At 43.5% G+C, this 19,927-nt stretch carries 16 protein-coding genes and 1 riboswitch; all 16 genes read right to left on the bottom strand.

Annotated elements, in window-relative coordinates; translation table 11 throughout:
- Nucleotides 1-10 precede the first annotated feature (10 nt).
- The 16 genes from POF51_RS13235 to asnB all read right to left on the bottom strand — a co-directional run bounded on the left by POF51_RS13235 (nucleotide 11) and on the right by asnB (nucleotide 19,913).
- Nucleotides 11-988, bottom strand: coding sequence for a competence protein ComFA (locus POF51_RS13235; RefSeq protein ID WP_271755563.1), 978 nt, complete (start codon nucleotides 986-988; stop codon nucleotides 11-13).
- 148 nt (nucleotides 989-1,136) lie between these two features.
- On the bottom strand, nucleotides 1,137-1,502 hold the full coding sequence (locus POF51_RS13230; RefSeq protein ID WP_017252296.1) for a glycosyltransferase family A protein: 366 nt from the start codon (nucleotides 1,500-1,502) through the stop codon (nucleotides 1,137-1,139).
- A 70-nt stretch (nucleotides 1,503-1,572) separates the two neighbouring features.
- Entirely contained in the window at nucleotides 1,573-2,280 is a 708-nt protein-coding gene (locus POF51_RS13225; protein ID WP_069850892.1) for a response regulator, read from the bottom strand.
- 33 nt (nucleotides 2,281-2,313) lie between these two features.
- The gene (locus tag POF51_RS13220) at nucleotides 2,314-3,456 is read right to left on the bottom strand and encodes a sensor histidine kinase (protein WP_069850894.1); all 1,143 of its coding nucleotides are present in this window, start codon (nucleotides 3,454-3,456) and stop codon (nucleotides 2,314-2,316) included.
- Nucleotides 3,453-4,469 carry a polysaccharide deacetylase family protein gene (locus POF51_RS13215; RefSeq protein WP_069850897.1) on the bottom strand — a complete coding sequence of 339 codons (1,017 nt, stop codon included), beginning with the start codon at nucleotides 4,467-4,469 and terminating at the stop codon, nucleotides 3,453-3,455. The genes POF51_RS13220 and POF51_RS13215 overlap by 4 nt, the downstream gene beginning before the upstream one ends.
- A gap of 150 nt (nucleotides 4,470-4,619) precedes the next feature.
- Complete coding sequence (gene metK / locus POF51_RS13210) at nucleotides 4,620-5,825, bottom strand: methionine adenosyltransferase (protein WP_069850900.1); 1,206 nt, start codon at nucleotides 5,823-5,825, stop codon at nucleotides 4,620-4,622.
- A 133-nt stretch (nucleotides 5,826-5,958) separates the two neighbouring features.
- Nucleotides 5,959-6,060, bottom strand: a riboswitch (SAM riboswitch).
- 61 nt (nucleotides 6,061-6,121) lie between these two features.
- Nucleotides 6,122-8,698, bottom strand: coding sequence for a S8 family peptidase (locus POF51_RS13205; protein WP_069850902.1), 2,577 nt, complete (start codon nucleotides 8,696-8,698; stop codon nucleotides 6,122-6,124).
- A gap of 180 nt (nucleotides 8,699-8,878) precedes the next feature.
- Complete coding sequence (locus POF51_RS13200; RefSeq protein ID WP_271755562.1) at nucleotides 8,879-9,874, bottom strand: SLAP domain-containing protein; 996 nt, start codon at nucleotides 9,872-9,874, stop codon at nucleotides 8,879-8,881.
- A 40-nt stretch (nucleotides 9,875-9,914) separates the two neighbouring features.
- Entirely contained in the window at nucleotides 9,915-10,877 is a 963-nt protein-coding gene (locus POF51_RS13195; RefSeq protein WP_017252303.1) for an SLAP domain-containing protein, read from the bottom strand.
- Between the two features lie 93 nt (nucleotides 10,878-10,970).
- Nucleotides 10,971-11,921, bottom strand: a complete 951-nt coding sequence (locus POF51_RS13190) for an accessory Sec system S-layer assembly protein (RefSeq protein WP_069850907.1) — start codon at nucleotides 11,919-11,921, stop codon at nucleotides 10,971-10,973.
- A 449-nt stretch (nucleotides 11,922-12,370) separates the two neighbouring features.
- A complete protein-coding gene (locus tag POF51_RS13185; RefSeq protein WP_069850910.1) occupies nucleotides 12,371-13,291 on the bottom strand; it encodes an NAD-dependent epimerase/dehydratase family protein in 921 nt (306 codons plus the stop codon).
- 41 nt (nucleotides 13,292-13,332) lie between these two features.
- Nucleotides 13,333-14,694, bottom strand: coding sequence for a sugar transferase (locus POF51_RS13180; RefSeq protein ID WP_017252306.1), 1,362 nt, complete (start codon nucleotides 14,692-14,694; stop codon nucleotides 13,333-13,335).
- Nucleotides 14,695-14,785: 91 nt separating this feature from the next.
- A complete protein-coding gene (locus POF51_RS13175; protein WP_244521812.1) occupies nucleotides 14,786-15,559 on the bottom strand; it encodes an acyltransferase in 774 nt (257 codons plus the stop codon).
- Nucleotides 15,549-16,793, bottom strand: a complete 1,245-nt coding sequence (locus POF51_RS13170) for a glycosyltransferase family 4 protein (RefSeq protein ID WP_271755557.1) — start codon at nucleotides 16,791-16,793, stop codon at nucleotides 15,549-15,551. The genes POF51_RS13175 and POF51_RS13170 overlap by 11 nt, the downstream gene beginning before the upstream one ends.
- On the bottom strand, nucleotides 16,771-17,955 hold the full coding sequence (locus POF51_RS13165; protein ID WP_069850916.1) for a glycosyltransferase: 1,185 nt from the start codon (nucleotides 17,953-17,955) through the stop codon (nucleotides 16,771-16,773). The genes POF51_RS13170 and POF51_RS13165 overlap by 23 nt, the downstream gene beginning before the upstream one ends.
- Nucleotides 17,952-19,913: an asparagine synthase (glutamine-hydrolyzing) gene (asnB, locus tag POF51_RS13160; RefSeq protein ID WP_271755555.1), complete on the bottom strand. Its 1,962-nt coding sequence runs from the start codon at nucleotides 19,911-19,913 to the stop codon at nucleotides 17,952-17,954. Before asnB ends, POF51_RS13165 begins: the two co-directional genes overlap by 4 nt.
- Nucleotides 19,914-19,927: the final 14 nt, after the last annotated feature.

Below are 19,927 nucleotides of genomic sequence, written 5' to 3'. Positions count from 1 at the left end.
ATTGTGCTATTCAAACTGCCCAGATCAAAAACTCCGATAGCCCTGGTCTCGGATTGGCAACAAAGCAACGCGCTCGCTCAGCTGCCCGCGATTGATCTGCCGAATACTTCCCCGCCCACTCCAATCTCGCCACGTTCTGCAAGTGGTCTGCGCTACGGATAAGAGATTCTCCTACATCCATTAAAAAATACGGAGTGCAACACTTACTCCTGCCCATTCCTAAACAAGCTGTGCAGTAAGCGCACCCTTGCTCACACGTATGACAATAAGTAAACTCCACCTTCTCTCCTGCGCTTCCGCAGCGTTCACAGACCAACTCCAACCGATTGCGCCACCATCCTTTTATGACCGCAAAACGAATACCCGGTCGCCACTCCGCTTTGTTTGCAAGCACGAGTGCATGCAAAATGGCTGACAAATCATTCACGTCCACCCCTCGTTTTTTCAGCAAGGACTCCACTTCATCCCAAAGGAGCGCACGCCCGTCCAAAATCTCTCTCAAAACAGCTTCTTGTATATTCACCCGAGATGAGCTCCTTCGAAGAAGCTCGTGACCACCGAAATAGCCCAACCGAGCCCCTGGCAATTTCCCTAATTCTTTGTTACCTAGATAAGAAACTTCCACACTCTCCTCGATTGACTCCCAAGAAAACCACCTCTGCTCTCGGAGGTCCTGTACACTCGCTGCTTCCCTTCCATATAAGTTACTCGCTTCGCACACGCTACTTACCGCCAGCGCTCTCAACTCTTTTACATATCCATCAGTCAGCATCCGTCCTTTACCAACTTGTTCCATTAAATACCCGTTCACTTTCGCACGCAAGGAAAAGGCCAGGGCAAGCGACGATGTCTTCCCGATGACATGCAGGACACATCCTTCTCTCTCCTGCCAAAAAGAACGATCTACAGAAAAGCTCGGCGTAACATAAGTCTGCACCTGTGGTATTGATCCGCCGCAAGCTTTGATATACAGCAAATACTCACGCATACGCACACCCCCCGCCCTCTTGCCCTTAGTGTGCAAAAAGACAGACAGGTTCGGCAAATAAATTTCGGAACCAAAATCAGGCCGTAGAAAAATAAAAAAGCCGCCGATCTATTGTCGACAGCTCGTAATATTTACGCTTAACAAACTTTTATGCTCCCTCTTTTTTCTCCCGCAGATCAATGACGATGGTTCCAGCCGCCATATCCTCCTGTCCGTCTCCCAAACATTGTCCGTACGGATAACGATTCAAGACAGCTGTCATCTGTTTCGTATCATCGTCTGATCCATCATCTATCAAGGTAATTCGGATAGGTCTGCCACTCCAATACGAGCGAAACAGCAGACTCCGCACTACACGTTCCAGCACCTGTTCCGAATTGCGCACCAGCAACCGATAATGCTCATGCGGGAGCTCGCTCGCGCTATCCGTCCGATTGGTCCAGCGCTCCGCGATCATTACCAACAAAGAGGAGCATCCAAATGCTGCCAAAAGCCATACAATCAGCTCTTCCATCACGGTCATACCTCCTCCTATACCAAGGTATGCCGCACGGCTTGAACAGCGTGCAAATAGGAAGCGCTTCCTACAGTTTCACCCAGCCGTTTTTAATGGAGATGACAACAGCTTGTGTCCGGTCTTGTACATTGAGCTTTTGCAAAATGCTACTAACGTGATTTTTAACCGTCTTTTCACTAATAAACAAGAATTCCCCAATGGCACGATTGCTTTTCCCTTCTGCCATCAGCTGCAATACTTCTCGCTCGCGACGGGTAAGCGACTCGATCACTTTTGGATCGATGGCTTGTGATTCATCTACGGAGAAGCTACGCTCTGCCGTCCCTTCCTGCTCGCTCAGACGACGGAATTCTTCAATCAGCTTGCCCGTCACCTTCGGATGTATGTATGCACCACCACTCGCCACTACACGTACAGCGTCAACGAGGTCTGACGTTCCCATTTCCTTCAGCAAGTAGCCAGACGCTCCAGCGCGGAGTGTACGATACACATATCCCTCATCATCATGAATCGAGAGCATAATCACACGAGTAGAAGGGCTTACCGAAATCACATTTTCTGCAGCAGAAACGCCATTTATGTTCGGCATGTTAATATCCATCAACAAGACATCCGGCTTGTGCTCTTCCGCCAATACTGTGGCTTCTCCTCCGTCCGCACCTTCCCCGACGACCTTGAAATCATCTTCCATTTCCAATATTCGCTTTACACCTTCGCGAAATAATTGATGGTCATCTACAATCACGATGCGGAGTTCTTGCTGTCTCTTATCCATGGTTCATCCCCCAGTACTTATTTACGTATCATGTCACAATTTTATCGGTATTTGGAATATAACCTTGGTTCCCTCTCCCGGAGCGGATTGCATCTCAACACTTCCCTCTAAGAGCTGTACACGCTCCCGCATTCCCAAGAGTCCAAAAGAGTTGCCATTCGCCATGCGTTTTTCCAGATCGAATCCGACTCCATCGTCTTTGACGACAAGACTTAACGAATCTTGTACAAATTCCAGCTTCACTTGAACTGTCGTAGCCCCTGCGTGCTTCTCCACATTGTTCAGACATTCCTGAACCAAACGGAAGATCGCAGCCTTTACTGAACTGCGCAAAGGAGGCTCCACACCGAATACTACCAGATCGATGGAAGACTGAATACGCTCTTCACACGTTTGAATATATTTTTGCAAGGTAGGTACTAGCCCTAAGTCATCTAATGCCATTGGACGCAAATCAAAAATAATACGTCGAACATCCGCCAAACTCAGGCGTACCATTTCCTTCAGCTCATGAAGTTCCATTTGCGCTTCCAAAATGCGCTCGTTCTTCAACATGCGTTCTACAATTTCCGAACGCAGCACGACATTCGCCATCGATTGAGCTGGACCGTCGTGAATTTCGCGCGCGACACGCTTGCGCTCTTCTTCCTGAGCCTGGATTACCTTTAAGCCCATCAACTGATGCTGCTTAGCCGATTCCAGCGCCTCGCCTATCTTGCTTAAGTCACCCGTCAAGTAACCTAGCACAACGCCCATTTGAGAAACCAGCTTTTCTGCACGGACGATGGTTTCTTCCAAGGTACGCAGTTGACGCTCCAAATCATTTCTTCTGCGTTTCAAATTATTTTCCCGTTCGCGGTAAATGGACAGCTCTACCTGAATACGGCTCGCCTCTTCATACGCAACCCGGATATCTTCCTCCGTGTACATATGAAAATTACGACTGACCAACACGAGCTTGTTGCGCGATTTGCGATACGCAAGTTCAAGCGCATCGACCTTTTGAATCACTTTGGAAATTTCTTGTCGAAGTTCATGTAAATCAAACTTCAATGAGTTGCCATGCTGTCTGGCGTTTTCAGCTATATCAAATATTTGGGTTTTACTCGTTTCTACGGTTTCAATCGTTCGCTTGATCACCCCGTCCAGCACGCTGATGTCTATCGCTTTGTTCATGATTGCTCTCCTTCAAACTCATTTTTAGCCTTCGTGAACAACTGTTGGAGGTGCTCTTCTTCAACATCTCGCAGTCCCATGTCATTGCGTGGAATGGCAAACGGATCTGTTCCCTGTTTTACGAATCCACGATTGGATGTAAATACATAGCGGTAGCCAGCTTGACGAGCTGTCTCCAGTACGACTGGACTTGTGTAGCCGAATGGCAACGAGATGACTTGGATCTCTTGCTTCATCCATTCGCTTAAACTAACGCGAGATATACTGAAATCCACATAGAGTCGGTCCCTGTACTCTTTTTCTTCCTCTAGACGCTGCAAGTCTTTCAGATAGACCGGAGCTGTTTCTGGGCCAAGATCGCCCCACTCATTTCGTTCTTCCTCTTCATGCAGACTGTACGTATGGGAACCGATTGTAACCAGTCCCGAATGAATCATTTCGTTAACCTGTTGACGCGTAAGTGGTGGCGTCATATTCTCCCGTTTTCGATCAGCTACATCTCTTAAGCGCCCCGCAATCGCGAAGTTCACTGAAGGGTAGCCGTATGTACGTAAGATCGGAAATGCTTCTGTGTAGTAACTCTCATACCCATCGTCAAACGTAATCAAAACAGCATTCTCAGTCGGTAAGGTACCCGTCTCCATAAATCGCAGGAACTCATCCAACGAAATCGGATTCAGGTCGTTATCATGCAAAAATTTCATGTGTCGGGCAAATTGATCAGGAGCTATGACATACCGCTGATTCGATTGATCCGTGACATGATGGTACGTCAAAACCACAACCTGATTGTTATACCACTTTTTCGTTTGAACCGCTGCTTCTTCAATTAGTGTGACGTTTGGCTCAGCATTTTTTGTCTCACTTATGCTTATAGACGTATCCACTTGGGGAAAAGGTTGCACTTCTTGTTTATTCTTTTTTTCCAGAAAAGATTCGCCTAACAACCCAATAGCCACTGCAAAAAACAAAAAAGTAAGAAACACGATCAGGAAGAGCCTTCTGTTCGGCAAAAAAACCCCTCCTCTACTTCCTCACTAGGAGATTCGACACAGTCCTACAAATTCCTGTGCAACAATTGGCCCAATAATTGGATGACTTTGCTCCTAAAATGAAAAAGAGCCCAGTAGCAACACCAGGCTCTTTTTATGTCATTCATGTTATTACAGTTGAGCAGCCTCTTGCTTCAGGATTTCTGCCTTGTCTGTTTGCTCCCAAGGAACATTCAGGTCATTGCGTCCGAAGTGGCCATATGCAGCTGTTTGTTTGTAGATAGGACGACGCAGGTCGAGCTGCTTGATGATACCAGCAGGACGCAGGTCGAAGTGTTTGCGAACCAATTTCACCAGAGCTTCTTCGGAAATCGTACCTGTGCCGAATGTATCTACTGCAATAGAAACTGGTTGTGCTACACCAATTGCGTAAGCAACTTGTACTTCGCATTTGTCTGCGAGGCCAGCAGCCACGATGTTTTTCGCTACATAACGAGCTGCGTAAGCACCGGAACGGTCAACTTTTGTCGGATCTTTACCGGAGAACGCACCACCGCCATGACGAGCATAACCGCCGTAAGTATCTACGATGATTTTGCGGCCAGTCAAGCCAGCATCCCCTTGTGGTCCGCCAATTACGAAACGGCCAGTTGGGTTGATGAAGTATTTGGTATCAGCGTCCAAGAGTTCAGCTGGAACAACTGGTTTGATTACGTGTTCAACCAGATCTTGCTTGATTTGCTCCAGAGTTGTTTCAGGAGCATGTTGGGTAGAAATAACGATTGTATCGATACGAACTGGTTTGTCGCCATCGTACTCAACGGTTACTTGTGTTTTTCCGTCAGGACGGAGGTAAGCAAGTGTTCCGTTTTTACGTACTTCAGTCAGACGACGAGCCAATTGGTGGGACATGCTGATTGGAAGTGGCATCAGCTCAGGTGTTTCATTGCAAGCAAAACCAAACATCAAACCTTGGTCACCAGCACCAATTGCTTCGATCTCAGCGTCAGTCATTTTGCCTTCGCGTGCTTCCAATGCTTGGTCTACACCAAGTGCAATGTCAGCGGACTGCTCGCCAATTGCAGTAATAACACCGCAAGTGTCAGCGTCAAAACCGAATTTCGCACGGTCATAACCGATTTCACGAATGGTTTCACGAACGAGCTTTTGGATATCTACATAAGTGTTTGTAGTGATTTCTCCTGCTACGAGAACCAAACCAGTAGTTACGGAAGTTTCGCAAGCTACGCGAGCGTTTGGATCTTTGGACAGGATCGCATCCAAGATGGAGTCGGAAATTTGGTCACAAATTTTATCCGGATGTCCTTCGGTTACAGATTCGGATGTAAACAGACGACGACCTTTTTGCAAAGCCATGAGAAAATACCTCCTTTGACCTCATACAAATAGTGTGGTAGCCGAGTCAGGATTTTATCTACGTAAACGCAAATAAAAAACCCTTTCCATTTTTTAGGAGGAAAAGGTTTGAGCGTTTTTTGCTTCCTTCATCCTCTTATCGGCCAGAACAGATGTCCGTTCTGCTGGTTAGCACCGCTCTAGATCGGTTGCCGGGCTTCATAGGGCCAGTCCCTCCGCCTGCTCTGGATAAGAGTATCCATTACGGATAATAGAATAATTGTTTTTTTCAGAGATGTCAATAGGAAAAAATTTACTTATATTTGATAGGCCTTAGAAAGTACCACTACTACCTCTGCACGAGTTGCCCTTCCATTCGGTTTAAAGGAAGAACCGTAACCACTGAGCCAATTTCTAGATGTCAAAGCTTCAATGGCAGGAGAAGCCCAATGACTCGTTGGCACATCCTGATAATTCGAGGTACCACGGTTATACATTAAAACATCACGTGCCCGCGCGATCATGACCGCCATCTCTGCACGCGATATCGGCTGATCCGGCTTCATTTCATTCTTCGGGTACCCTTTCAAAATTCCTAATTGATAGGCTACACCTAGGTTGTGATACGCCCAGTGCCGCTTTTTCATATCCCGGAAGGTCGTGTTTCCTGTATAGGTAGTCGCTACCTTGGAACCGGTCGCACGCATCGATTTAAGCAGCATCGTCGCAAACTCTGCACGGGTCACTGCCTGATTCGGCTTGAACGAAGCATCATTGAATCCATTTACAATATCGCGAGAGCTAAGTCTGACGATCTCTGAGCGCGCCCAGTGGTCCGAAATATCTCGATAGCCCGCTATCAATTTCTGCTGCGTCACCGTGAGTCGGTACGAATCATATTTGAACGAAGTACCACTATTGAGACGTACATAGTATTTTCCTGGCTGCAAGCGCAAACCGATAACTTCATTCCCACTATTGGAAAGCTCGGCTACCTCGTTCGTCGAAGCAAGCGCATAGTTCATGTTTCGATCGCTGTAGAGTGCGAAACGAAAGCCACTATCCACAGGAATATACGGCGCTCGGAATGTCACATATGATTCGCTATTGACAGTAAATTGGAACCAGTCGGGATCAGCTGCTGTCGGAATTGTTCCTGACATCACTGTCCCACCGCTTAACGGAGACGCTTTTTGATAGGTATCATTCGGCTCATTGAAATCTTTTTTAACTGGCGTGTACCCCAAATCCAGCTGGTATTCGCCATTGACTGCATTCCGCGAATACTCGCTCACACGGATGTAATATTTACCCGGGGACACCTCTTTACTGACCCGCTCTGTCGGATTGACCCTTGTCCCATTATCGTATAGAGGATCCCAGACTACTGCTTTTTGACCAGGCGCTTGTTTGCCAAGACCCAGCAACAGATCCACTCTCTTGTTGTCAGGGCTTACAGTGACATCTAAATGCCCGTACTCGCGAACATAGTAAGAGAACCAATCCTGATCGCCTTCATCATGAAAATTGCCTGTTACACTGATTTGGTTCCCTACAAGCGGTCTGGCCGTTTCTTGTGTATCGTTCGGTTCATTTCGGTCAGGGTTGATCGTAAATTTACTCGTCAACACGTAGTTAAAAGCGTTGTTGACGCCTCCATTGCGCATTAAGCGGATGTTCATACTTCCTGCCTTGACCGGGACCGTTATCGTATCGCCATTCCCGAAGTACTGTGTAATCGGTTGACGATTCTCAGGGTAAAAGGTAGCAGCCATCGCCGAAGAAATACCCGATGTTACTGTAGCCGTAAAGCTGACCTTTCCATCGTAAGGGATGTCCATCTTCAGCCAATCTACGGTATCTTTTGGACCCAAATTGCCGCGTATTTGTGACTCAATCGGAAACGCCTTCGCTTTGGAAGGAGAATCATTCGGTTCTAAAAAGTCGTAAGAAAGTGCCGTTTTCACTGCTTTGTTGACATCTAACAAGCCGTATCCAGTCTTCCGATCCCATCCTTTCTCCCCCAAGTCAGTAGCCGTTTGATAAAGCAATTGCCTCACATCAAATGGACTGAGATTAGGGTGCCGAGCGAGAATAAGCGCAGCTGCACCAGCTACTTGCGGTGCCGCTGCTGAAGTACCACTAAACGAGCCGTATTTTCCCCCTAGCTTCGTTGTGTATACATTCAACCCAGGAGCCACCAAATTCAGTTCCGGCCCCGTATTTGCCTGAGACAAGACTTCATTGTTACTCCTCACAGCCCCTACCGCTACCACTGTTGGATAGGCAGCTGGATACGCCACACGGCTACTTTCATTACCACTTGCTGCAACCAAAACGGCTCCACTTCTCTCCGCTCGTTGTACAGCAGCTGCCAACGACTTGGAGTAAGCCATACTGCTAACGGACATCACAATAACTTTGGCACCACGATCCAAAGCTACATTGATACCTTTTGCAATCAGTTCTTCATCCGATGACGCCTTGCTATTCAAGATTTTAATCGGTAAAATCTTGGCATTCCAAAGAACACCTGAAACACCGATATTATTATTTCCACTAGCAGCAAGAACACCGGCTACTTCTGTGCCGTGCCCGTTGTCATCCTGTGCTGACTTCCCAGCATTGACGAGATTCACACCAGGTAAAAGGTTGCCCTTTAAATCAGGGTGTTTATAATCTACCCCAGTATCCAATACAGCAATAATAATTTGCTCATTGCTATTTACGGTTGGCCAAGCTTTATCTGCTTTAATTTGACTTAGATGTAGCTGGTTGGTCAAATAGTAGTCATTGGATGCCGGAGGTGCTGCTGCGAAGACTGATTGGTTGTTAGCCATAATGAGCGTGACCATTAATGTAACAGTCACTGACATGTTCACTGATCTTTTCATGTAAAACAGTCCTTCCTTCTCTCCCCTGCAAAAGTAGCAGTCTAAAAGGAATTCAGGTATTTGTAATCTGGTCTTTAGCATAGCGGATGAAAAGGGGGACACGCAACCCTCATTCTCCAATATTTGGGACATTCTCACAGAAGAAAACCCTTTTCACCATCGGCAAAAAGGGTTTTCTCCTTACTGTAACAAACCTTTATTGTCTTCTACTTCAGGTGCTACCTGAGCTTTTTCTTTTTTTCGTTGTTGCGCTTTCGGAATAAAGGCAGTCAGTTCCGCAATATTTACCGCTTCTTTTTTAAAGGAAGAGGAAGGAATATCGAACGCCCACACGCGATGGCTGTTCGCTTCTACCTTCATGTTTTCCAACGTGAAGTGTACGCGTGCTACCGTATCGCCAGCTTTATCATGAACAATAATTGGCACTTCGGTAAACTCCAGACGTTTTCCTAATCCGTTACGGAAAGCAACGATAACTTTCAAGCCGTTATCTTCACCAGGCTTGATATCGAGGACTTGCAAATCTACTTCGCCCTCTGCAATGGGGTTCTTCTCTTCAGCCTGTTGCAGATACTGCTCCGACTCATCTGCACTCAGACCCCAGTTATAATTTTGGTTATCCTCTACTCCGTGCTTTTTTGGCTTGATAAAAGTCAGCATCAGAGGTATTTCTTTTTCAGGGATACGGTCGAACTCATCCCAACGGAACATAAATTCCATCGGGCGACTGGACATTTCTCCTACTGGTCCTGAGGAAATCAGGTCAAACGTTTTTTTCGCGACCTCTTCTCCGTCCTCCGTAACCAAAGTCAACGGAAGCTTTTGTAGCAAAACACTGCGGTCTGTCGCATTGCGAATGTAAACAAGAACCAGATAACCATCATTGGTAACCTGCGTGAAGAACGGAATAATACCGACTTCGTTACGAACAACCGGAGGCATTTCATCATGCGCGTATTGCAATAGCTCCTGCTCAGCGTCATCCAATTGATTTTCCCAAGGACCATTCATCACCAAAAACAGTTCCTTCGAGTTCACACGGTTCGCAGATTGTTGCGGATTATCCAGTCCAGATACACCCAGATAAAACTCTCTATGAAGATTCTCATGAATATCTTCGCGTACTTGCTCCAAGCTCTCTTTGGAACCAAACCAATTTTCCAATAACCAACTCATATAGCAACCTCCTCTTTCCCATCCCTAAAAAATGTGCGATCTACTCTACAGAAAGCGCCCATCTTTTCAGGTCGGCATCAGGCTTTTTCACAAATTTAGGTGGGAATACAATCAGCCACGGACGGCTGTTTCCAGGCTTTACACGAATGGAGCTTGCATCCAGAGAACCTGTCGCAACTACATCTCCATCCGAATCCGAAATCGTAAATTTGAGTTTTTCCGGATGGTAATCATGGTTGAGACCATTTCGGAAAAGCATGGCTACTACCAGGTTCCCTTCCTCGGTCTTTCGGATGTCAAAACCCGTTACTTCCACCGTATTAATAGGAACTAACGGCAAAGACTGTGTCAATGCTTCCAGACGATCCTTTTGACGATCAGTCATGCGCTTCTCCATTTCAGGATCAAGCTCCAGTGTACGAGGCCAAACATGTGAATTTCTGCCGGCCTTCATTACCACTTTCCAACGGCTAAAGGTGAAATTGTCATGCAAATAGCTTTCTTCCGGGAACAAAACCTCCCATGGACGGCTGGAATGCGGTGGAATAGCCTCCATATCTGACAAATCCACTCTCATCCGCGCAAAAGGCTTGTCGTCCAGATAAATCGCTAATCCTACGTTTTTAATACGCACAGGTTTATTTGTGGCGTTGCGGAAAAACATAGCGACAGTCATTCCGTTTGGCTGTGGAATCATACTGAAGCCTGTTACGCTAATCATGCCTGGTACCATCTCAGGCAATTCAGCTTGCAAAAAGCGGAGAGTATACTTTTTCTCCGAATCCAGCTCACTTTCCCATATCGGGCTCAACGATAGCTCAGTTCGAATTTTCTCAGCCTTCGTAGCAGACTTTTCTGGTCCACCATTGCTATCCATTTCGACTTCGTTGCTAGTCATGGAAGCTAAATCAATTGTCGACTCTTCCTGAATCTCCTTTTTCAGATCCTCCAGGGAGCGCTTCTGTTGATCTTTACCTAACAAATTCTTCATAAAAGAAAACATATGATACCTCCTCACACGTCCGGGCACGAACGAAGCTTCTCTTATCATCATAAACTTTTTAGACTAGCCCATGCAAATTGGCCACTCAAAAAATCAAGCTCCTTGGGGTACGCTCACTTTCCAACGCGACAAATCTGGTGCTTCCTTTAGGATGCTTGACGGCGGAAAAATAAACACCCATGGCTTGCTGGTATTTGCATTAACAGTCAAGCCGTCCAGTTCAAATAAGCCTTCTGCCACTTTATCTCCACTGGCATCAAACAGCGCCAACGGCAATTTTTCCAGGGAAAGGGTCTGCTGCGCAGAACCGTTGCGTATCAGAAGCATGACATGAAGATCGCCTTCTGACGAACGCCCAAGCTGTACACTCTGGATATTGACCTCTCCCTCTTTTAATGCAGGAAGATTCTTGGCTAACTGAATCAAGTAAGTTTTCTGTTCTTCAGATAGCGCCTTAATCCAGGATTCCTCTAGCTCCAATTGGTGTGGCAGAACCATTTTCTTCTCCGCCAATTCAAAAGCAATTTTCCAATTTGCCAGAAGAACATCCACTTTCAGGAAGTGTTCTCTATCAAATACAACCGACCACGGTCTTGCGGAACGTGGTGGAATTTCCCCGATCTCGCTCAGATCAAATGTCTGGCGGGTAAACAACTCCTGATCACCGAACAGTACCACCAGTGTCGTCTCATTCAGCTGCACAGGTTCATCAGAACTGTTCCGGATGAACGCTGTTACTTCAATCCCTTCATCATGTGGAACAAGAGCAGTTCCTGCCAGAGAGATATTCCCCGCCTGCAATGGAGTCAGTTCTTGAGCCATAAAGGAGAGCGAATACTTCTCCTGTTGACTAAGCTTATCTTCCCATGATTCATGCAGGGAGAGCGTTGTGATGACGCCAGAAGTTGCATCCTGTACCTGACTTTCTTCTTGATGTGACTGTGCGGTATCAGAAGCGGACAAGATCGATTCCTCCTGAACCTGCTCTTGTACCTCTTTCGCTGTTGGTTTATTCCCCATTAAATTCTTCAAGAAGGATAACATATCGTCGCTCCCAACTTTTCTCTACATCTATATACAGTTTGCATTCGTCATCCACTATAGCATAGTGACATCCTTTTGCAACATAGAAAACTTGGCATTACAAACAGCAAATATACGGCTTGTGCAACCATAGAACAGAGCCATTCGTAATAGTAGTTATGTTAGGATACCCGTATGAAGCAGATGATGTCAAGGAATGGAAAGGTATCCTTACTTCATAGCTCGGCACCTATAAGATGTTAAAGTTTACAATATTATTCAACATTGCTAGAATATAAGTGTCTAAACAAATAACTTGGGGAAGCACCATTTGCCAACTGACCAGCTCAGTTGGTCTTTTTTCTATTATGGGGATAAACAATATACGTACAAAAAAATAAAGGACCTGCCTGTTACTGGCTGGACCTTCAGATTTGATTACCACGTTTCCTGTTTACATAAACGGAGAATTACCTAATCGCTAATTGTAGTTTCCAATCCAACGTCTCTCGAATGCCATCAGTTAAACTTGTTTTAGGCACCCACCCTAATTTATCCATAATGTGAGAATTAGATAAAACAGAATGATTAATGTCACCTAATCTGGAATCTACATAAACAGGTGCTCCCTGTCCACTTAATAAATTGTTAAACAGGTTGTACAGCTCGTTTAAACTTGTAGAAACTCCTGTGGAAACATTAAAGATTTCTCCATCTCCTGCTTGCAGTGCAAGTACATTTGCTCTAGCGATATCCTTTACAAACACAAAATCACGCGTGGTGCTCCCATCTCCATAAATAATCGGTGATTCTCCTCTGCTGAATAAATCAGTGAAAATAGAGACGACACCGTTTTCTCCATTTGAAGACTGCCTTGGGCCATAAACATTGGCATATCGTAAAATAGTAAAATCGATACCATAAAGTTCATGATACATCCTCAAATATTCTTCTGATGTCTTTTTCGTTAAGCCGTACGGAGAAACTGGCTTCAGCGGATGACTCTCTTTAATAGGCAATTCGATTGGCATTCCGTATACAGCAGCTGTCGAAGCAAATATTACTTTTCTTACTTGATGCTTTCGAGCTGCTTCTAAAAGATTGAGTAGCCCTGTTAAATTGACCTGAAGATCCGTAATGGGGTCTCTTAAAGAATTAGGTACGCTAACTTGCCCAGCCTGATGTATTACAATGTCAAACTTTTCTCTAGAAAAGAGCGGATGTAAATCATCTCTAATATCTTGTTCAATGATTCGAACGTTCCTAGTGAGATTCCCCTTATTCCCTACGGATAAATTGTCCAACACGACAACGTGATGTCCACACTCAATTAATTCATCTACAATATGGGAACCTATAAAACCTGCCCCTCCAGTTACGAGTACTTTCATTAAAGTCTCCTCTTCACACATTTGTGACGGCTTCTATCTTCTCAATAATTAACAGGAAATTTACTGTCACCTTTTTTAACCTTTGCAGGCTTTTCTCGTCCTTCTGCTTTGGTTTTATCAAGCAAGACAATGATCGTACGTAACATAATGATTATATCTAGCAGAAGAGAGTAGTTTCTAATATAATGCAAGTCATATCGCAGCTTATCCTCAACATCCGTCGTGTACTTCCCCATAACTTGGGCATATCCCGTAATTCCAGGTTTTACAACATGTCGGTATTCATAGGATTCGAACTGTTGGACAAACTGCTTAGTAAAATATTCTCTCTCCGGCCTTGGACCCACAAGTGACATATCACCTATGAGTACATTAAACAATTGAGGCAGTTCATCAATTCTGGTTAGTCTCAATAACCTTCCAACCCGTGTAATTCGAGAATCGTTTTGCTTAGCGATGATTGGTCCCGTATGTACTTCTGCATCTTCTATCATTGAGCGGAATTTATAAATATGAAATTCATTTCCATGCTGACCGATTCTATTTTGCTTGAAAATGATCCTTCCTTTTGGCTCCTCAAACTTGATCAGAAAACTCACGAAAAGAAAAATTGGGGATAAGAGCACCAAAAAAAGAAAAGAGAAAATCATATCAAAAACCCGCTTGATCAATCGCTGGTCAGCAGGAAGACCAAATGGCTTGACTGCTAGGACCATCGTGTCATCAAGTGATGTGATAATCGATTTAGAAAGCAGCAAATCATATAAGGATGGAACAACATATACGATCTTATTCTGTTTCATAGCTTGGTAAATAATCTGGGCTTTCTTTTCTTCCAATAATTCTGGGGTTATTATGACGGAATCTACCTTATTCATTTGTGCAATGATTTCTTCTAGGCTTTGATCAGGCTGAACATGTTTCCACTTTATAGCACCGAGGAATGACATGTCGATCTTTGCAAATTCAACCTGTGAACCAATTAGCAATGTTGTACCTGCTTTATAATCACGTTTACATTTCGAATAAATAAATTTCCATCCTGACAGTAATCCAATCATAAGAAAATAAGAAATTACTATGACAGATCTCGGCAGCGCAAACTCACGAAAAATAAAAGAAGCAGCCATTGTTAAGAACGTAATGAATGTAGTCGCAACGAAAATACTTCTGACAACATCCCATATGCTTTTTCTATTTAATGTATAAAGCTCATAGACTGTTAGAAAAAACAAGCTAATCAAAAGAATCCAAGGTGCAAGCGCCAGAAACGATTCCCAGTTTCTAGCTGTAATATTTTCATACCTCAAGAAAAAAGCCAGAACATATGTTAAAAAAATGATGAACAAGTCGACCGTTAACAAAATAAACTTGTCAATGCGTCTATCCAATATATTAAACATAAAAAAACCCCTAACAATATCAATTGCTAGAGGTATTTTAACATACTTACTGTTTTCCAAACATCACACATTCATATGTCTATGTCGATTCTTAGGATTTTTTAGGCTGATTTATTAAGAGTTGGTCTTCTTCCACATCTCTTAACGGCTTTGCTGGATTACCGACAACAATCTTCCCAGAGACTACCTGTTTAGTTGCCACGCTTCCTGCCCCAATGACTCCATCTTCCTCCACAATCAGTCCAGGTAACAGAGTGGCATTTGCTCCTACCCTGCCGCCTTTTCGAATTGTACACCCTTTAAAAGCAGAAAATCTTTTTTCCGTACGTCCAATATAGTTATCATTACTTGTTACAACACCAGGTGCAACAAACACATAGTCTTCAATCGTAGAAAAAGCAGTGATGTATGCATTTGTCTCAATCTTGCAATATGCGCCTACGCTACATTCGTTTTCTATAGCCACTCCACGGCCGATAATCGTTTGGCTGCCTATTGTTACCTTTTCACGAATTGTAGCAAGATCAGCCACGAATACTTCATCTGCCAGTTGCGCATTCACGTAAACAATTGCACTGGTTCCAATTGTACAACGATTTCCGATCACAGTTGGTGGATGATCTGATTGCGCCTTTAAGATCGATCTTGCAGCACGCATAGGTTTTTTTCCAATTACAACATTGTCATGTATTTGGCATCCTTCGCCGATTTTCGTGCCTTTGTAAATGATAACGTTATGACCGATAGATACATTGTCACCAATCTCTACATCTTCTTCAATGATGCAGTTATAACCGAATGTAACATGATTCCCTAATTTCGCTTGCGAGTTGATAAATGTACTCATATGTTGGTCACCTTCCATTTTTGATTAACTCCTCCATCATAACTGCCAAGGTCTCTGCCTGATTCTCGCGCGAAAATTGTTTCGAAACGATATCTTTTCCTGAAATGCTAGACACCGAAAATTCGCCGTACGCAAGCTTACGTATTACCTCAGGTAGATAGTGCTCACCAGTTTCCTTGATATTCCCATATACACCTAGATTGAAACGCTCCAAAAAGTTAAGAAGTTCTCCTCGCACTGTAGTAATAATCAATTTTTCATGTAACAGATAGTCAAACAATTTGTTTGGAAGTGCCCCTTCAAACAAAGGAACATCTTTTAAACAAATAAGAAAAGCGTCCGCACAATTTAAATACTTGTGAACGTTTGATTTTGAAACAGCTGAGAGGAATAGTATACCTTCTCCTAATCCCTTTTCTTTCGTTATCTGTTGGAGTTTCGGCTTCTCAATACCTTCACCCATTAGTACAATTTTGATCCTGTGTTCCTCTTTAAGCATTTCCATGGCACATATGAGTTGAACCAAATCATTGGCGGGTCCATGCGCACCTGCATACATGCAGACAAAATCCTCATTTGAGATCCCTAGCGACTCTCGTATTTTTTGTCTGTCATGGGAGGGATCAGATGGCAGCGTAACAGTTTCTATATCAATTCCGTTAGCCAGAAAAAAGAGTTTATCCTGCGATATTCCCTTTTGGTGTATTCGATCACCAATACCTTCTGTCAGTACTATAATTTTATCCGCTTCCCTATACAATACGTGTTCCATCCAGCGCAACAGACTGATTAGCAGTTTGTGCCTTCCTCCAGCAATATCAATCAATGAATCCGGCCATAAGTCCCTGACCTCCAAAATAAATACAGCTTTCTTAACCTTTGCTAGCAACATGGCAGAGAAGGCAGTAAACAATGGAGGCGATGATCCTATCAAGACGTCGGGTCTTTCACGCTGGAACAACCCTGCGACAAAAAAACAAATAGCAAACAGAAACATGTTTATAAATCGAAGTACTCCGTTATCCTTATAAGATATCGCTCCTATCCATAGAAAACGAAAACCTTCTAGCACTTCTTTTTTTATCAACGTCCATTTGGAAAAACGATACGTTTTGTTGTGATGAATAAAGTTACTTCCCCATAAAGTGACAGTGTGTCGCTTTGCTAAGTATTTGGCTAGTTCGTAATGACGTGTACTAGCTGGATATTCGGGTGTAACACTATACTGGTTAACGATCCAGACTTTTTTCATATCGTTCACCTAATAGATTGGTATAAAGAAAGATCAACTTTTCACTTTCTTCCTCCCAATTCCCTTCCCTATCTGCCCATGTTTTTGCATTTTCCCTGCATTGACGCAAATATTCTTTTTCAGAAGACAAACGGACTAATGCCTCTGCAATACTCTTTGGATCAGTAGGGTCAAACAATTCCCCAAAATGCACTCTATCATTCAATTTCCGGATTTCTGGGAGATTGCTAGCACAGACGGCTAGGCCAGCCATCATATACTCAGACAGTTTATTTGGAAGACTGAATAGGTTATTTAAACAAGTCGGTTTATACGGGATGATTCCGATATCAGCTTCGCTTGCTTCCTTAACTAAATCCATCATTGCTACTGGCTCACAAAATTCAATTTGACCGCTGACTATATATGGTGCAGCAAGAGTTCGGAGTTCTTCTTCCATAGGTCCCATCCCTCTTAAGCGGATCACAATATGAGGAGGGAGAAACTTCACAGACTTTATTAACTCTTCCAATCCTCTATCTTTCAGATACCCCCCGTGATACAGTATCACTATTTTTGAGTGGTTATCATAAATCTGAAGGTTTTTTTCATTTTGGAGCATCGTAAAGTTGTGTAGAATGATAGGCAAGTCGACTAACCGGTAACGCTTTTGAAGTTCCCGAGCAATTGATTCATTGACCGTTATCGTTTTTTTAGCACGTCGGATAACATACCCTTCTATCAACATTACCAATCTTTTAAACCATTGGGGAAAGTCAGCCCTCTGCTCAGCCCACAGCTCATGTGAGTCATACACAAGTAGCGCCCCTCTTAATTTGGCAACCACATAGGCAAATGGCAACATATCAAAATCATGAGCATGATAAACGTCTGCTTTTTGTGCAAATGCAATCTTACTCATCTCCAAAAAAGCAGATATTTTTTTCAACGCGATCTTTAGAATACCTAGCGTCGTCGTGCTCTTTTTTAAACGATTAGTTAACCCATTTGCACGAAGCACAGTGTAGTTTCCAATTTTCTCATACTTTGGAACGCTTAATGTTTTGCGTATACCTACTATACTTACCTGACAGAGATTACTTAGTGAACTCGCTTCCTTCGTCACTCTGGGATCAGAGGTTACCTCGTTGCTTACAAGCATGCAAATGTGTTTCTTTTTCATGCGAGTTCAACCCTTTTTTGTATATATCCATTTGAATCTACAAATCGAGGATCTTCATCAATAAATATTTTAAACCAAAGCTCAACATTCAATAAGGACCATAGCTGCCAACTGAAATCAACGTTTGTTGATAGCATATTTGAAATTCCCGCTACATTAAATAAATCCCTTTGTCTTGCTGAATCATCTAGCAAGATTTTATTCACAAATTGCGGATCCTTTTTAAACCAAACGTTGATTGGCGTTGGAAACCCTTTTTTGTCTTTTCGGTTTAGAACTTCATCGGGTATCATTCCCTTTATTGCCTGCTTAAATATATATTTTGGTTCTAATCCCTTTACCTTTACAGAAGACGGAATAGTAGCAGCAAATTCCACAATCCGATAATCAAGAAGCGGTACTCTTGATTCTAACGATACCGCCATACTCGTTCGATCTTCGACTTGAAGCAGTCCTGGGAGATATGCTTTGATATCATGATAGAGCATTAGGTCGAAAGGGTCTTCACTCACATCTTTACGGAGATACCCATTGAATGTATCATTCATATCGTAATTTGAAATGGTGTCCTGCATCTTCAAACCAAATAAATTGGGATTAAGTACCATCGATGTAGAATATTTTCGCCATATCTCCTCAAATGTTCCCGGTTGCGTTGGTGTTTCCTGTATTCGTTGTCCTATCTTTTTCATTGTTGTTTTGATTCCATGTTGCTTGGCATACCCGTAAATGAGCAGAGCCTTTCTTTTCAAGCTGTTCGAAAATGACTTTTGCATTGCTGCTACAGGGGATGACGGCTGCCCATTCAAAGGAAGGTCTTCATATGCAAGGAAATAACGTGTATACCCCCCGAATATCTCATCCCCGCCCTGACCACCTAAAACTACTTTGACATTATCAGCAGCTAATTGACAAACAGAAAATTGCGGGATAATACCCGGTCCGACTGCTGGTTCATCCATATGCCATATTAGTTTGGCTAAAGAATTTTGAAAAAAATTCATATCAGGAACGATCTCAAGATATTCGGTGCCTGATGCTTTCGAAACTATTTTTGCATATTTTGTTTCATCATAAAAATCGCTTTCATTGAACTTCCCAGAAAACGTTTTTATTCGTTGCTGAAGATGTTTAGCTGATAAAGAGCTAACCGTACTTGAGTCAAGCCCACCACTTAAGTGACAACCCACTGGAACATCACTCCGTAGGTGTAATTTTACGGAGTCATTTATTAAAAACCTTAGCTCTTCAACCGTTTGAGATTCTGTTCTAGAAGCAGCTTCAAATGTAAGGTCCCAGTACTCTTCAATGACCAAGCCTTCTTTTTCGGACACTGTTGCACAATGACCTGGCAGCAATTTTTTAATGTTATTAAAAAATGTCTTATCATCTGGCACGTACATGAATGAAAGATAGTCTACAATGGCTTGGTAATTGGGCTCCCTTTTAATTGTGCGATCGGCAATAATCGCTTTAATCTCTGAACCAAATACAAACCGTTCTCCATCAAAGTAATAGTAAAACGGTTTTATTCCTATTCGGTCTCGTGCCACAAATAGCTCGCGCCTTTGTTTATCCCACACAGCACAGGCAAACATTCCGTTTATTCGTAATAAACCTTTTTTCCCTTCTTGGGCCAACAACTGTAGTAGAACCTCCGTGTCAGATTCAGTACGGAAGATCACTCCTCTTTGGACTAAAAGCTTACGCAATTCTATGTAATTATAAATCTCCCCATTAAACACAATGGTATAACGGCCATCAACCGTTGTCATTGGCTGATGGCCCGCTTCTAAATCAATAATACTGAGTCGACGAAAACCTAATCCGAGATTGTTATCGAGGAATATCCCCTCACTATCAGGACCTCGGTGGGCGATGATATCACGCATCTTAATAAGTTTATCTTGATTAATCTTTTCTCGATTTATGTTAAGTACCCCGACAAAACCACACATATACCTGCTCCTAT

The organism is Brevibacillus sp. AG, assembly GCF_028369215.1.
Lineage (GTDB): Bacteria > Bacillota > Bacilli > Brevibacillales > Brevibacillaceae > Brevibacillus > Brevibacillus porteri.
The sequence above is the reverse complement of the archived record's forward strand: the minus strand, read 5'-3'. Positions and strand labels throughout refer to the sequence as shown.

Bases quoted from the DNA above. Each gene is read 5' to 3' on its own strand.
- POF51_RS13180 (WP_017252306.1), bottom strand. From the start codon at position 14,694: ATGTTTAATATATTGGATAGACGCATTGACAAGTTTATTTTGTTAACG.
- POF51_RS13170 (WP_271755557.1), bottom strand. From the start codon at position 16,793: ATGAAAAAAGTCTGGATCGTTAACCAGTATAGTGTTACACCCGAATAT.
- POF51_RS13165 (WP_069850916.1), bottom strand. From the start codon at position 17,955: ATGAAAAAGAAACACATTTGCATGCTTGTAAGCAACGAGGTAACCTCT.
- POF51_RS13205 (WP_069850902.1), bottom strand. From the start codon at position 8,698: ATGAAAAGATCAGTGAACATGTCAGTGACTGTTACATTAATGGTCACG.
- POF51_RS13190 (WP_069850907.1), bottom strand. From the start codon at position 11,921: ATGTTATCCTTCTTGAAGAATTTAATGGGGAATAAACCAACAGCGAAA.
- POF51_RS13200 (WP_271755562.1), bottom strand. From the start codon at position 9,874: ATGAGTTGGTTATTGGAAAATTGGTTTGGTTCCAAAGAGAGCTTGGAG.
- POF51_RS13220 (WP_069850894.1), bottom strand. From the start codon at position 3,456: ATGAACAAAGCGATAGACATCAGCGTGCTGGACGGGGTGATCAAGCGA.
- POF51_RS13225 (WP_069850892.1), bottom strand. From the start codon at position 2,280: ATGGATAAGAGACAGCAAGAACTCCGCATCGTGATTGTAGATGACCAT.
- POF51_RS13185 (WP_069850910.1), bottom strand. From the start codon at position 13,291: ATGAAAGTACTCGTAACTGGAGGGGCAGGTTTTATAGGTTCCCATATT.
- metK (WP_069850900.1), bottom strand. From the start codon at position 5,825: ATGGCTTTGCAAAAAGGTCGTCGTCTGTTTACATCCGAATCTGTAACC.
- POF51_RS13235 (WP_271755563.1), bottom strand. From the start codon at position 988: ATGCGTGAGTATTTGCTGTATATCAAAGCTTGCGGCGGATCAATACCA.
- POF51_RS13195 (WP_017252303.1), bottom strand. From the start codon at position 10,877: ATGTTTTCTTTTATGAAGAATTTGTTAGGTAAAGATCAACAGAAGCGC.
- POF51_RS13230 (WP_017252296.1), bottom strand. From the start codon at position 1,502: ATGGAAGAGCTGATTGTATGGCTTTTGGCAGCATTTGGATGCTCCTCT.
- asnB (WP_271755555.1), bottom strand. From the start codon at position 19,913: ATGTGTGGTTTTGTCGGGGTACTTAACATAAATCGAGAAAAGATTAAT.
- POF51_RS13175 (WP_244521812.1), bottom strand. From the start codon at position 15,559: ATGGAAGGTGACCAACATATGAGTACATTTATCAACTCGCAAGCGAAA.